13 protein-coding genes, 1 pseudogene and 1 riboswitch are annotated in these 15,154 nt (G+C 39.4%); of the genes and pseudogenes, 4 read left to right on the plus strand and 10 right to left on the minus strand.

Annotated elements, in window-relative coordinates; genetic code table 11:
• Positions 1–3 precede the first annotated feature (3 nt).
• Together MKX49_RS12200 and MKX49_RS12205 are read left to right on the plus strand one after the other, a co-directional pair.
• Positions 4–939 (plus strand): NAD-dependent epimerase/dehydratase family protein, encoded by a 936-nt coding sequence (locus tag MKX49_RS12200; protein ID WP_340876598.1) that lies wholly within the window; start codon positions 4–6, stop codon positions 937–939.
• The gene (locus MKX49_RS12205; protein WP_340876599.1) at positions 936–1,805 is read left to right on the plus strand and encodes a glycosyltransferase family 2 protein; all 870 of its coding nucleotides are present in this window, start codon (positions 936–938) and stop codon (positions 1,803–1,805) included. Before MKX49_RS12200 ends, MKX49_RS12205 begins: the two co-directional genes overlap by 4 nt.
• Positions 1,806–1,951: 146 nt before the next feature.
• Here the strand turns inward: MKX49_RS12205 and MKX49_RS12210 are convergent.
• Positions 1,952–3,289: pseudogene (locus MKX49_RS12210) on the minus strand (IS1182 family transposase).
• Between the two features lie 315 nt (positions 3,290–3,604).
• Positions 3,605–4,132, minus strand: a complete 528-nt coding sequence (locus tag MKX49_RS12215) for a DUF4309 domain-containing protein (protein ID WP_340878533.1) — start codon at positions 4,130–4,132, stop codon at positions 3,605–3,607.
• A gap of 483 nt (positions 4,133–4,615) precedes the next feature.
• Here MKX49_RS12215 and glpT point away from each other — a divergent pair, with 483 nt between their 5' ends.
• Complete coding sequence (gene glpT / locus MKX49_RS12220) at positions 4,616–5,977, plus strand: glycerol-3-phosphate transporter (RefSeq protein WP_340876600.1); 1,362 nt, start codon at positions 4,616–4,618, stop codon at positions 5,975–5,977.
• 281 nt (positions 5,978–6,258) lie between these two features.
• Here the strand turns inward: glpT and aspA are convergent, their stop codons facing one another.
• Positions 6,259–7,689 (minus strand): aspartate ammonia-lyase, encoded by a 1,431-nt coding sequence (gene aspA, locus MKX49_RS12225; RefSeq protein WP_323597252.1) that lies wholly within the window; start codon positions 7,687–7,689, stop codon positions 6,259–6,261.
• Positions 7,690–7,712: 23 nt separating this feature from the next.
• Positions 7,713–8,702, minus strand: coding sequence for an asparaginase (locus MKX49_RS12230; protein WP_063594993.1), 990 nt, complete (start codon positions 8,700–8,702; stop codon positions 7,713–7,715).
• A gap of 228 nt (positions 8,703–8,930) precedes the next feature.
• Between MKX49_RS12230 and MKX49_RS12235 the strand changes: the two genes are divergently transcribed.
• A complete protein-coding gene (locus MKX49_RS12235; protein ID WP_072273068.1) occupies positions 8,931–9,305 on the plus strand; it encodes a helix-turn-helix domain-containing protein in 375 nt (124 codons plus the stop codon).
• Between the two features lie 470 nt (positions 9,306–9,775).
• Here the strand turns inward: MKX49_RS12235 and MKX49_RS12240 are convergent, their stop codons facing one another.
• From MKX49_RS12240 to MKX49_RS12265, 6 genes are all read right to left on the minus strand, one after another.
• Complete coding sequence (locus MKX49_RS12240) at positions 9,776–9,943, minus strand: hypothetical protein (protein ID WP_162878727.1); 168 nt, start codon at positions 9,941–9,943, stop codon at positions 9,776–9,778.
• A gap of 309 nt (positions 9,944–10,252) precedes the next feature.
• Positions 10,253–11,215, minus strand: a complete 963-nt coding sequence (gene mmuM, locus MKX49_RS12245) for a homocysteine S-methyltransferase (protein ID WP_340876601.1) — start codon at positions 11,213–11,215, stop codon at positions 10,253–10,255.
• Positions 11,205–12,599: an S-methylmethionine permease gene (mmuP, locus tag MKX49_RS12250; protein WP_340876602.1), complete on the minus strand. Its 1,395-nt coding sequence runs from the start codon at positions 12,597–12,599 to the stop codon at positions 11,205–11,207. Before mmuP ends, mmuM begins: the two co-directional genes overlap by 11 nt.
• Before the next feature lie 83 nt (positions 12,600–12,682).
• A riboswitch (SAM riboswitch) is annotated at positions 12,683–12,785 on the minus strand.
• Between the two features lie 184 nt (positions 12,786–12,969).
• Complete coding sequence (locus tag MKX49_RS12255) at positions 12,970–13,578, minus strand: flavin reductase family protein (RefSeq protein WP_340876603.1); 609 nt, start codon at positions 13,576–13,578, stop codon at positions 12,970–12,972.
• Between the two features lie 18 nt (positions 13,579–13,596).
• The gene (locus MKX49_RS12260) at positions 13,597–14,205 is read right to left on the minus strand and encodes an alpha/beta hydrolase (protein WP_048679844.1); all 609 of its coding nucleotides are present in this window, start codon (positions 14,203–14,205) and stop codon (positions 13,597–13,599) included.
• A complete protein-coding gene (locus MKX49_RS12265; RefSeq protein WP_340876604.1) occupies positions 14,205–15,152 on the minus strand; it encodes a ring-cleaving dioxygenase in 948 nt (315 codons plus the stop codon). Before MKX49_RS12265 ends, MKX49_RS12260 begins: the two co-directional genes overlap by 1 nt.
• Positions 15,153–15,154: the final 2 nt, after the last annotated feature.

Here is a 15,154-nt window from a genome sequence, read left to right on the forward strand (position 1 = left end):
GGTATGAGAGTACTAGTGACGGGCGGAGCTGGATTTATAGGTTCCCATATTGTTGATTTGCTCATTGAATCTGGACATGAAGTAATTGTAATTGATAACTTAAGTACTGGAAAAAAGGAGTTCATTCATAAGAATGCGACCTTATATTTGTTGGATATTAACTCACCCCAATTAGAAGAGGTTTTTGCCAAAGAAACACCCGAGTATGTCATTCATCAAGCAGCACAAGTTGATATCACCAAATCAATTCAGGATCCAACTGCCGATGCTGATACCAATATCCTTGCTACCATTCGTTTGTTGAAATGCTGTCAAAAATTCAATGTCCGAAAAATCATTTACGCTTCATCCTGTGCTGTATATGGAGAAACCAACGATTGCAGCATTCACGAAAATTTTATCGTGCAGCCCCTCTCCTTTTACGGTGTATCCAAGTATACTCCAGAGTTATATATTCAGCTCAATCACAAATTTTACGGAACTCCCTATACGATTCTTCGCTATGCCAATGTGTATGGCCCCCGTCAGACTCCAAAAGGTGAGGGCGGTGTGATTGCTATTTTCATGCAAAAGGCATTAAAAGGTGAACAACCGATAATTTTTGGGGATGGGGAACAGACGAGAGATTTTGTTTATGTGAAAGATGTCGCATCAGCAAATCTCTCGGCTTTAACAAATGGAACAAATGAAATAATAAACATTGGTCTTAATAAAAAAACAAGCATTAATAAATTACATGCTTTAATTTCATCCATGTTTCTCGATTCTGCTTTGCCTATATATCTTCCTAGACGCAACGGGGACATTCAATACAGCAGGCTGAATAATGAAAAAGCACTACAGAAATTGGACTGGAAGCCCAGTTATGAGTTGCTTGAAGGTTTACGAGAGACAAAGTTGTTTTACGAAAATGATTGTTCTAAAGGAGGAAATTCATGATGGAAAGTAAGGTAACAGTTGTAATTCCATTTTATAATCCTGGTGCATATATACTTGAAGCACTGGATAGCGTTTATGCACAAACGTATAAAGACTGGAGGATTATCCTAATAGATGACGGCTCAACTGATGACACCGTGGTTAAGATTAAGGATTACCTGGAAGATCCACGAATCAAATTGGTTAGGCACTCACAAAACATGGGACAGTCTAAAAGTATGAACTCCGGATTAAACCTAGTTGAAACTCCTTTTCTAATTCAGTTGGATGCAGATGACTGGTTTTACCCTTATACACTGGAAGTGTTATTAAAGGAAACGGAAACGGTTACGAATCCTGATGAAATCGCTGTGTTTAGTGGAAATATAAACCTAGTATATAAAACAAGTGTGGATAGTGAAGCCACTCGAAATAGTAAAAAATTTAAATTTAATCCCACAACAAAAAAACTAGAGTGGCTAAAACCTAGAGTGAAAAGTAGAGTAATAAAAGGTCGCTCATTTCAGGAGCGATATGAATTTCTACTCGCTAATAGTTCCGTATGGCCTCGTTTTTATCGTACTACTGCATTGCAACATATTGGCGGTTGGCCAGTAGATGATCCCTATGAAGGTCGTTATGCAGAGGACATAAGAGTTCTTTCTCGGCTAATTGAGCATTATCGCTTTCATTGCGTGGATAAAGCATTGCTAAACCATCGTCGGCATAACAAAAATCAAACCAATAATATACAAGTTTATCGGGATATTATGGAGTGGATAGTATGGGATTCATTAAAGCGATGGGGCGATGAGTATGAGCCCATCTTTACAACGAAAGCAGGCTGGACTTCACTTACCGGACTTAGACCAAAGAGTAAAGACTAATCAAACTTTTGTTTGATTCAGTTTGTAGACAAAAGGGGCTCGGAATTATAAAATTCCGAACCCCTTTTGAAATTCCCTTTGATTTTTCGCCTAAAGTTAGGAGATGGGGGCTCTACGAGCCCACCATGTTAGGCCATTTTCGGACCTTACCATGTCCAATTGGCCATCTTCTTTACATTCATGGCAGCGAAAGTAAGCATCGCCTGCATCGACAATTTTTTAAGTCCCCTTAAAGTAGTCCAACGTATACCATGCTTTTCTTTTGCATCTGCGAATACACGCTCAATCGTTTCTTTACGCTTTGCATATATAGTTTTTACATCTTGATGATGACGCAGATGATCTGCTTCTTCCATATGTGTTTGCCAGATATGAAGAGTTACCACCTTTTGACATTCTTGACTTTCTGTACACCGAGATAAAATGAGCAAGTTGTACAAATGTGTTTGGGCGATTTGTACTCTCGATAGCCCTCTTTATTTGTTGTTGAGTACTTTAATAGCTAACCCGTTGGGCAAAGGTAACAATCAAAAAGTTCATCGTATACATAGTCCTGTTTGCGGAAGAATCCTTCTTTTGTGCGAGGGCGTGTATAAGTAAAGCCGGTATAATTTCTTTGTTAAATAGGTAGCTTGTAATCGCTGGTGTTTTAAAAGCTGCATCTGAGGCAACGGCTTCCAGTTTTCCAACTTTCTCAATCACTGGTTCAACTAGTGGCTCTAAAATTTGACTGTCGTGTGTATTTCCAGGTGTTACAATCGTTCCCAATACAAAGACATGGCGGTCTGCAGCCGCGTGGAATGAATAGGCAAACTGTTTTGTTCGTTCATCTTTCACATAGTAGCCACTCTCAGGATCCGTAGTACTTTCTTTAATTGCTTTGGTTTCTTCCTTATCAAATTTATCTGGTAGAAAAGGCTTCTTTCCATGGTTTTCACGATCTGGATTTATTTCATCTTGAAGACGTCCTTGATATGCTCGTGTTTCTTTGTGTACGATTTTCTTTTCAAATTTGCGCTTATTCGCATTGGCTTTCACATGTGTGGAATCGACGCATACGTGTTCAGCACTTTTTAACTTTCTATCAGCAGCTGTCATTAAGATACAATAGAAAATCTGTTCAAAAAGGTCGGTATCTTTAAAGCGACGTTCATAATTTTTTCCGAATGTTGAGAAATGAGGCACTTTATCATGGAAACCATAACCTAAAACCAACGGTAAGCCATATTTGTTTCAACTTTTTCAATTGTCTTACGCATGGAACGAATACCGAAGGTATATTAAATGAATGTCAGTTTTACTAAAATAACTGGATCAATACTTGGGCGTCCTATCTCTGAATACATATCTTTCACCAAATCATATAGGAAAGCGAAGTCAATGGCAGCCTCTATTTTACGAACCAAATGGTTCGCTGGCACCAGTTGATCTAAAGTAATCATTTCTAGTTGGTCTCGCTGGATAGAATCATCTTTCGAAAGCATCCTCATCACCTCAAGTTTTAATATTTCTATTTTAAAACAAAAAGACTCTAGGCAAAAGGGCTCTATCTAAAGGTTAAAACAAGTTGATTGGAACGGAAGGTATGAGACTCCTGCGGGAACATCGTGTCTATGGGAGACCCCACAGGCGAAAGCCGAGGAGGCTCCCGGACTGCCCGCGGAAAGCGAGTGCCTGGAGTGGAAAGCAACGTCCTGATTGTACAAGCCATAAAAAAATGTAGACAAACTCGATTTTCATCGAGTTTGTCTACATTCTGAATCGCCCCTGTAAAAAAGGGACGATCGTTTTTTGACTAATTAATCTGGTGCGAATTCAACCGTATACATACTCAATCTTGGATTTGGGTCAATCCAAGCGCTTTCAAACACGAAGACCACTTTATAATTTGCGTAATCGATATAAGTGACATAGTAATTCCCTTCTTGCTCCACTTCACTTACCGGTTCACCAATTAATTCCTTCAACATGGATAAATGAATGGTTTGCAATTGCGGATCAAAATCATCAATGGCGGTAATCGTCTTTCTACCTGTTGAACCGTCATAGAGGAATCGGACATTCCGGCTCCAATAATTGGCTGCAACAGTACTTAGATCTTCCGGTGCCCCCCAGGCTTTTTCCACTTTCTTCAGCGAATCACCTACAGAAAATGGCCCACTGCTAATGGATTGTTGGGATTCGTAAGCTAAACCCATAATCTTTCGAATCAAAAGATCTGGCGTGGATTGCGATGATATCGAATCTGTTGAAGCATAAGCAGCCTGCACACTAAACATGAGAAATGCAAGCATTAGAAATGTAACACTTCGGATAAAACGATTCACTTGTTTCAAGATATCCTCCCTTTCCATATGGAACTGACTGATTACATTATTTTAACAATCTAAAAAAAGATGAAAAATTGCGCATGTCATTCCATTGGTTTTTACCATTACCATTAATATTCATTGGAACATTGGACACATACCATTCGTTAAGAAAAAATTTTCAAATGAAATATTAACCGATTAAGCCATTTCAAGTGAGCCGCATTATATCCTGATCTAAAACTGATGCCAAAAAGGACTGAGTCAGTAACTTGAAGTCAATGGTTCCTTCTTTATCCGAATGGGCACAAAAAAATGTTGACAGCGTTTTCTTATGAAGATAGTATAATTATTACAAGTTAACGATGGTGGAGATTTGGAGACTCATGCTTTAATAGGACCTTTTAACAAAAAGGTTACTATTTTGGTATGGGTTTTTTTATGTCATCATCATTACTTTATTTAATTAGGTTCAAAAATATCATATTAAGGAGGAATTGGATGCTCAAATTATTTAAGCCAGCTCTACCAGTTGAAAGATTACCGGAAGGAAAAATGGATTCTGAATATAAGAAACTCAGATTACAAGTTTTCATCGGGATCTTCATTGGATATGCAGCGTATTATTTAATTCGTAAAAACTTTTCCATGGCAATGCCATATTTAAAGGAGGAAGGCTATACAACTGGAGAGCTAGGACTTGCATTATCAGCTATCTCGATTTCATATGGGATAAGTAAGTTTGTAATGGGAACTGTGTCAGACCGAAGTAACGCGAGGTATTTCTTGCCAGTAGGTTTGATACTTGCTGGAATCGTCAGCTTACTTATGGGACTTGTTCCATTTTTCACATCATCGGTTACAATCATGTTTATCATGTTATTCATTAATGGTTGGTTTCAAGGAATGGGCTGGCCTCCATCAGGGAGAGTCCTTGTTCACTGGTTCAGTGTAAGTGAAAGAGGAGGGAAAACGGCAATATGGAATGTTGCCCACAATGTGGGTGGTGGCCTAATGGCACCATTGGCCATTGCAGGTGTCTCCATCTTTGCCACATTAATGGGTTCTTCATATGCAGGTTATGAAGGAATTTTTATACTACCTGCTCTAGTTGCCATATTAATAGCAATCATATCATTTATCTTAATACGTGATACACCACAATCAGTTGGATTGCCGCCGATTGAAGAGTATCGTAATGATTTTCCAAATAAAATGAAAAAAACGTTTGAAACAGAACTGACAACAAAAGAGATATTATTTAAATATGTATTAAATAACAAATGGGTCTGGGCGATTGCGATTGCAAACATCTTTGTATATTTCGTTCGTTATGGGGTACTTGATTGGGCACCAACCTATTTAAGCGAAGAAAAGGGCTTCAACATGGACGAGTCCAGTACGGCTTATTTCTTATACGAATGGGCAGGTATCCCGGGTACTTTATTATGCGGCTATATCTCTGATAAAGTTTTTAAAGGCCGTCGGGGACCTGCTGGCGTTGTCTTCATGCTAGGAGTATTAATCGCAGTCCTTGTTTATTGGTTTAACCCTGCAGGCAACCCAATGATTGATATTATATCCCTAATTGCGATTGGATTCTTAATTTATGGACCAGTAATGTTAATAGGCCTGCAAGCACTTGATTTAGTTCCCAAAAAAGCTGCAGGCACTGCAGCAGGACTGACTGGCTTATTTGGATATCTAGGTGGATCTGTGGCGGCTAATGCCATTATGGGATATGTAGTTGACTTTTCAGGCTGGAATGCAGGTTTTACATTAATTACGATTTCTTGTGTACTGGCAGTAGTGGTCTTTGCATGTACATGGAATGTTCGAGGACAGGAAGTAGTAAAGGGTTAATACAGGCATATATTATTGAGCTCAAGTTTCCCCATCCCCCTGGATATATTCTAAGGGGGATGGGTTTTCTATTATTAGTTAAACCCATCCATGATTAGATTGCCGCCTTATAATGACTGAATATTCAGTTATATATGGCAAAAAGCAGTTGACGGACGTTTGTTTGACATACCTTATTGATATGCATATAAAAAATGACCATGCCTTTATACCAACGGTCCTAAAGGCATGGTCATTATATCAAAAATCATATAGATTCATGTTTTCTACCAAAATACTGGTTATTGCCGATCAAAAAGAGAAGCTCCCGCTATTCCGGGTTTAGTCATCTCATAAGGATTTAGAATCAGATCCAATTCTTCTTCTGTCAACACATCATATTGTAAACAAAGTTCGCGAACTGACTTCCCTTTCAATATCGCTTCTCGGGCAATACGTGAAACCACTTCGTACCCAAGGTGCGGATTGACTGCAGTAATCACTCCGACACTTTGTTCGACATAATCTTTTAAATGCTGCTCATTAGCCTCAATGCCTTCCAAACAATAATCTGTAAAGACATTGAAAGCATTGTTCATAATGCTGATTGATTGCAACAAATTGAATACAAGCACTGGCTCCATTACGTTCAACTCTAGTTGTCCCGCTTCTGATGCTAAGCAAATCGTATTATCGTTCCCGATCACTTGGAAAGCGACTTGATTAATTAATTCTGGCATGACTGGATTTACTTTACCTGGCATGATGGATGAACCTGGTTGACGGGCTGGAAGTGTGATTTCTCCTAATCCAGCTCTCGGTCCTGAAGCCATCAAACGTAAATCATTTGCAATTTTAGACATATTCATCATACATACTTTCAATGAAGCGGATACCTCAGTGTATGCATCCGTATTTTGGGTTGCATCTACTAAATGTTCTGCTCCTACAAGCGGCAAGTTACTGATTTCAGCTAAATATGTAACAACGTTTTCAATGTAACGCGGATCTGCGTTCAATCCCGTTCCCACTGCTGTTGCTCCCATATTCACTTCATATAAATGTTGACGTGATTGACTTATTCTTTTTATATCCCGATCCAAAACGCGACTGTAAGCCTCGAATTCCTGACCAAGGCGAATCGGCACTGCGTCCTGAAGATGTGTGCGTCCCATTTTGATAACATGATCAAATTGTTTTGCTTTTTTCTTTAAAACCGTACTCATCTTGGTCATTGTTTGTAACAATTGCTCCATAAGACGCAGTGTTGATAAATGAATGGCGGTTGGAAATACGTCATTGGTTGATTGCGACATGTTAACATGGCTATTTGGGCTAACATGTACATAATCACCTTTATTGTGGCCCATAAGTTCTAACGCACGGTTGGCAACAATTTCATTAATATTCATATTCATCGATGTCCCCGCACCGCCTTGAATTGGGTCAACGATGAAATATTCATGCCACTTTCCATCGATCACTTCTTCAGAAGCTTTGACGATAGCGCTTCCAATACCATCATATAACCGTTTGGTATCCATATTCGCTAAAGCGGCCGCTTTTTTAATCATGGCCAGTGCACGAATCATTTCTTCATTGACTTTGTAACCGGTAATCGGAAAATTTTCCACTGCTCGTAAGGTTTGTATTCCATAATAAACATCTGCTGGAATTTCCTTTTCCCCAAGAAAGTCTTTCTCGATTCGGTATGTTTTCTCTTCTATCAACATTTCCTCTTGCCCCTTTGTTTGTTCTAGAATGTAATGTCCTCTGCAATCGGTGTTTCCATCATTTCCTTCACTTTTTTAGGATCCTGCGTCTTGGCTAATATCCACATCAACTTAGGAACGATGGCCTCTGTATTCATATTCCTGGAACGAATGATGATATTCTTGTTCACTTTTCGTCCCACTTCGTAAATATCCATATCTTCCCCTTCTTCTAAGCACTGGGTAGTAATGACTACGGATATTCCACATTGTACTAACTCATTCAATTTCTCTAAAATGTTTCTTCCTTGAAATGGAATACCACCGCTTCCATAACTTTCAATTACGATTCCCCGACATTGATTTTTCAGAAAATCAAAGAATTCAGGCTTAATACCGGGATGCAGCTTGACCAAAGCAACATCAGTACATAGGGAAGCATCCAACTTAGCTTCCTTATTCTTTGGTGAATGAACTGGCTTTAGATACTCAATTTTATCTTTGAATATGGTAGCAATATAAGGATAGTTAATACTTTCAAACGAATCATAGCTTTTCGTTCTCAATTTAATGGCCCTCGTACCCTGAATGACTCTGCCATCAAAAACAACATATACTCCTCCAATATCTTCACAAGCAAACCGGATCGCATCAGAGATATTCCTTTTGGCATCTGTCTTTTTAAAGGCAATCGGGACCTGAGAACCAGTAATAACGATTGGTTTCCCTAAATCTTGTAACATATATGAGAGCGCAGCAGAAGTGTAAGCCATTGTATCTGTTCCATGGGTAATCACAAAGCCATCGTAATCATGGTAGTGCTCATGGATGGATTGTGCCATTTCTGTCCAATCTTCCGGCTGCATATTTGTACTATCAATATTCATCAAAGGCTTACTATCAATCTGACATAGTAAATCCAATCCCGGTAGGTGGCCTAAAATTTCGTCAGCTTTCATTTCTGGAACAAGTCCATTTTTTCCTTCTAACGATGCAATTGTACCACCTGTAGTAAGCAACATCAACTTCTTCATTTTTGATTTTAACTTTTCCAATATACTACCCCCTAAAAAGCCTCCCTGTTACACTATCATTCTAATCATCTCAGAAAAGGATGTTTCCTGTAAATGTTCATGTTACGCGTACAACACATGTTATTATAGTCATGTTTCATAATGAAATCAAGCGAAAGTTATTCATTACGCGTACACTTTTTACAATATGATGTTATAATGGATTTATATAAAAGGAGAGTAATATTAATGATTTTAAATAGATTGACTACATTAAGGAAGGCCAAAAGATGGTCTTTGCAATATACCGCTGACAGACTCGGAATCGCCAAGAGTACCTATGCCGGTTATGAATCGGGCCACCGCCGCCCTTCATTAGAAACGATTAATTTATTGGCAGGCTTATATGATACATCAACTGATTACATTCTGGGTCGAGTAGATTATCCATCTAAGGATCTGGATAATGAGTCACCTCAAGTCATGGAATTAACGGATTTACCAGATATGGAGCTTGCTGTAGATGGAATTTCTCTTTCTGAAGAGGAAACGATTCAATTTATCGCTTTTATTAGAGCTAAACGGGAAGTGGAAATAAATCGCGATAAACAAAATGAAACATAGCAGACATTGAGTTTAAACTGGCATTTGGTTATACTGCCTGGCATGTTCATTATAACTGTAAAATACGGCGGCTTTCATCAATTAGGATAGGTCGGTTCTCCCATTTTGAAGTTGCACGTAATTATATCTGTGTTTAGAAATTTAAATTTTATTAATTATTATATAGAAGAAAGTCGGTTTTTCAAAAAATCATCCATCTTCATGTTTCTGTTGTCCTCTTTAAACTTATTCATTTTCCATCAAGGGAAGATTGATTTGAGTTTTATCTCTAATTTTCCCTCTTTATCTATTTGAAATGATAGAAAAAACATGGCAAAGATCATGGTTTCCCCCGGTGAATTAATCAAAAAAAAGAAGCAACATGAAGTAAGAGTTATGTCTTATTTCATGTGCTTCTATTATTGGAATCCTTAAAGAAATGGAAAATTGCTCAATATAATGTCTCAACGGATATGCTGCATTTCCATATATTAAGGCATCTCATCTTCTTTTTCCCGATTCTTGAAAGCTTCATGTGTGACAATATCTTCAATCTGTTCATACTGACGGCTGTGTTCCTTCTCTTCGCTAATTCTATTATTGGGTAAATTTCCTGGATGTCCTTTTTCTTTGTGATTAAAATTTTTACCACGACTCATAACTCATTCTCTCCTTTCCATTCATTGTTTGTATAGTTTTCCCAAGCACGAAAAAAATATGATTTAATTTCTGTTTTTACAGTTTTTGCAGCAGGGTTGATTCACCTGTAATTTTCAGCCGATCTTGCGCGACTTATTTCTGAAGTGCCAAAAAATTAATAATTCAAACCTTTTCAAAATTACTCGAATCTGAATAAAGAGCTCAAAAAGAACAGGAACCGTCAGATTATGACGATTCCTGTTCTTTTTGTTTATAGGTTTACCGACTACTTACAATATTTATAAAAACATTTTTAATAACAAAAAATGCTAGGAGAACGTTACCACGGAAGGTCGCCACTTTCTTGAAATGTCTGCAATATGATGAGGAGCGGTTCTGCAACATCCTCCAATTATACTTGCCCCCGCATGGTGCCAATCTTCAGATTTCACATCCAGCCTATTACATGATTCCGAACCATGCCATGTTTTAGTTTCTGGATTATATGATTCACCGGAATTGGGATAAACGATAATTGGTTTATGCGTGTTTGCACGCAACACCTGTATGGCTCCCGTGACAACTGATACAGGCGCACAGTTGATGCCAATTGCGGCAATTTGCTCACTGTCCCCAAACAATCTGGTACACTCCTCCAGCAATGTACCGTCACTTATCGCTTTTTCATTTTTCAAAGAAAAGGATAGCCAAGCATGGACTTCTGGATATTCTTTCAATAATGAATGTAATACTTTTGCTTCTTGCAAAGAAGGAATCGTTTCAAATGCTAAAATGTCAGCTCCTGCTTCAATCAAAGCTTTTATTCGTGGGCGATGAAATGCCGCTAAAGCTTCATCTGAAACACCATAGTTCCCAACATACTCTGAACCATCTGCTAGATAAGCTCCATAAGGCCCAACTGATCCAGCAACCAATGGCTTAGGTCTAATCGTTTGATATTCTTCCTTCCAAAATTCATCTCTTGCTTGTCTTGCAAGTAAAACCGTTTTCCTGATTAGATCCAATGCCTCTTTTTCTTGTATTCCGCGGAGGGCGAAACCTTCAACCGTTGCTTGATAGCTTGCCGTTATCGCACAGTCAGCACCAGCTCGAAAGTAGTCAGAGTGCACCTGGTAAATCACTTCTGGATTTTCAAGCAATACACGTGCAGACCACAGGGGATCGTCCAAATCACACCCATGACTTTCAAGCTCTGTAGCTAAAGCTCCGTCCAAAATCATGACTGAATGACCTCGTAAAATTGTTTCAATTGGGTTAATTTTATTCTTCATTGTCTATTCCTCTTTTCTTTATGGTTTGTGTCAGATAATAACTTCCATAGCAAAACAAAATAAACGGAATGCCACAATATAGTGCAATTCTTTGTGTAGGATCAAATGCAATTCCTATGCAAGAAGCAAGACATAGCATAAATGAAACGATTGGTACGAATGGATATAATGGTGTATGATAAGCCAAATCATTAACTGAGTTTCCTTCGTTTATATATCGTCTGCGAAATAGAAACTGTGACGCGCTAATACTCATCCAAACTATAACCACGGCTAGTCCAGAAATGGATACAAGCACTATATATACAGTATCCGGCGCAATAATACTCGAGAAAAGTGCTAAAACACCGCCCAGCATACTGAAAAGGACTGCATTCAAGGGAACACCCCGTTTTGTCAATTTTGCAAATATTGGTGAAATAGTTTTCTTATCTGCAAGTGACCAAAGCATCCTGGATGAGGCATATAGTCCTGAGTTTGCAGCAGACAAAATGGCAGTTAATATAACAAAGTTCATAATATCCGCTGCATATGGCACTCCAATTCGTTCTAGAACGGCAACAAAGGGGCTCTCTAATACGCTTGCATCCGAAACAGGCAATAATGCGGATAAAACAACGATGGTACCTACAAAAAAGATAATCAATCTCCATAATGTCATACGGATTGCCTTTGGAATCGTTTTTTCAGGATTCACAGTTTCTCCAGCTGCAACTCCGATCAATTCAGTTCCAGAAAATGCAAAATTCACAGCGAGCATCGTCATTAGAATGGCAAAAGCACCATTTGGAAATAAACCTGCACTTGTAACATTGGAAAATAACGGAGCTGATTGTGCGTTAATCATTGGAATGAAACCTACCATTGCCGCAGCTCCCAGAATAATGAATATCACAATAGCAAATACTTTAATAGACGCAAACCAGAATTCGGATTCAGCGAAAAACTTAACGGTCCACGCATTTAATGCCAAGACCAAAATGGCAAATAGAGCACTCCATATCCAGACACTGATTGATGGAAACCATCGCTGCATCAACAATCCTGCAGCCGTGAATTCCGAACCTAGTGCAACAGTCCAGGTTAGCCAATACAACCAGGCTACTGTATACCCTGTCCCTGGTCCGATGTATTTGGCTGCGTAACTATGAAACGCACCTGTCTCGGGCATATGCACTGACAGTTCACCTAGACATAGCATGACTAGATAAACCACTAATGCACCAATCAGATACGAAAGGATGGTTCCGAACGGGCCAGCCTGTTGAATCGTATAACCCGAACTTAAGAATAAACCAGTTCCAATCACCCCGCCAAGCGATAGCATTATGATATGCCGTGCTTGCATTTGCCTTTGAAAATCATGCTTCCTTTTGTTTTCCATTCTAACTCTCCTTAATCTTGCATCCAGAAAAAACGAAAACGCACTCTAAAAAAGAGTGCGTTACTGACAAATAAACACGTACGGTCTTATCTATCAAGGTTTCACCCCCTGGAATTAGCACAGTGTCTTTGTAGACCTGTTGCTGAGGTTTCATAGGGCCAGTCCCTCCACCTCTCTGGATAAGAAATTATTTTTTTATAACTTTATCAAGCTATGAAAAAATTGTCAAGTTTTGTTTCGGAATGTAATGACTTCCTTTTAAATGCTAACGATCATGGCTGGGGCATTAATATTAAATTGTTTTTGGAACAAGCGCTAAGCGTATTATAATGGCAAATAAAACTAACCGGGGTCATGTTGGTCTTTTTCCTTAAGGACGTTCTATTTCAAATAATTCCCCTAGTCTTGTATAAGTATGACCGGCTAATCTCGCTACAGGTTTTAGCCCATTCGGGTCAATACGGCCATTATGATATATATCTTGCTCTATATGATAGCAGACTATTTTCCCTATCAGTAAATCACAACCAGGTTCATTCTTGGAACCTGCCAATGGAATCGATTGCTCTAATGTACATTCAAAACGCACCTTCGCTTCTTCCAATCCTGGTACGGATACCCTATCACTAACTGCCAGATTGAAGTTAGTAAGACCCAATTCACTTTCTTCAGATGGGAGTTCCTTTGCCGTTCGATTTGCATCTGCAACATTATTTTCGTCAGTGATATGAACAACGAACTCACCTGTTTGAATTGCATTTCGGGCTGTATCCTTTGAAACTCCTTCTTTCCGTTGAACAGAAATGGAAATCATCGGAGGATTTGAACTGACTATGTTAAAAAAGCTGAACGGCGCTATATTGATTGTACCGGTTTCGGATTGTGTCGTAACCAGCGCTACAGGTCTCGGTATAATGCTTCCAGTCAAAAACTTATAATTATCCCGTTCAGTCAGACTTTCAGGATTAACAGAAATCATCTTCATTCCCTCTCATTCTTATAAAAAGTTCTTTTGAAACCATAAACCTGCTGCATCAACCTCTGAACGTGTCAACTGATGACCGTAATTTTCCCACTGAACTTCAACTGTAGCGCCAGCTTGCTGTAAAAGTTGATTAAGTTCATCAGTTTCTTCTGCCGGGCAAATCGGATCGTTTTTACCTGCAGCTATAAATACAGGTATATCTGAAAGGGACGGCAAAGCGATCCCTCGTCTTGGAACCATTGGATGATGAAGAATCGCTCCTTGTAATGCCCCCTCGTAATGGAACAGCAAACTTGCCGCTATATTTGCACCATTGGAATAACCTAATGCCACCACTCTGTCACGGTCGAAGTCATATTTTCCGGACGCTGATTCCAAGAAGTCATAAAGCTCCTTCGTCCGGAAGATCAAATCCTCTTCATCAAAAACCCCTTCAGCTAACCGTCGGAAATAACGGGGCATTCCATTTTCAAGTACATTTCCCCGTACGCTCAGTACGGATGAACCCGGTGAAACCATTTCGGATAATGGCAAGAGATCTGTTTCCGTTCCTCCAGTGCCATGTAACAGCAGTAGTAACGGAGCTTCTGGATTACTTCCTTTTTGAAAAATATGTTTCATCATTTATCCTCCTCTAGTACTCTCGGCACTGCCGGCAGTAACGTTTTTTCCATAACTTCCCGTTTTTCTTCCAACCATGGCGGCAGCATTAATTTACTGCCCATCGTTTCCTTCGTTTCATCATGAGCAAAGCCAGGTGGATCTGTGGCAACTTCAAAGAGTATGCCTCCATCTTCCCTGAAATAAATCGCATCGAAGTATTGTCGGTCTGTAAAGGGTGTCACACCATAGCCATGGTTACCGATATGCTCCCTCCATTCTTTATGATCTTCATTATCGCTTGCACGCCATGCAATGTGATGGACAGTTCCCACTCCGATTTTACCGTTTGGTAAAACCGTTTTTTTAACATCGATTAAATTCCCGATATCAGATGTGGATTTGAAGCGGATGAAATCGCCCTCTTCCCCAATCTTCTGCAGGCCCATCACTTCCTCTAATAGCTCCATCGTTTTGATCGGTTTTGACGTCAATAATACAGCTCCGCCGAATCCCTTGACCGCCTTATCAGCTGGTACACCGCCGAATGACCACTCGCTATTTTTACCTTCTTTACGCTCAACCAGTTCAAGTTGCAAACCATGTGGGTCTTGGAATTCAAGATATTCCTCACCGAAACGTGAAACCTTTTCAAAGTCTATATTAAATTTACCCAAACGCTTTTCCCAGAAGCCCATTGAACCCTCCGGAACGGCATATGTTGTAATCCCCACTTGTCCGGAGCCAATTGTCCCTCGGTATGCCTCAGGCCAAGGAAAGAAAGTGATGATTGTGCCCGGTGAACCGGATTCATCTCCGAAATATAAATGATAGGTGCCTGGATCATCAAAATTAACGGTTTTCTTCACCATACGCATTCCCATTACTCCAGCATAAAAATCCACATTCTCTTGAGGATTGCCTACAATTGCGGTTATATGATGTATCCCTGCATTTTGCTTTTGCATGC

This window comes from Peribacillus sp. FSL M8-0224 (assembly GCF_038003055.1).
Classification (GTDB): Bacteria; Bacillota; Bacilli; order Bacillales; family DSM-1321; genus Peribacillus; species Peribacillus frigoritolerans.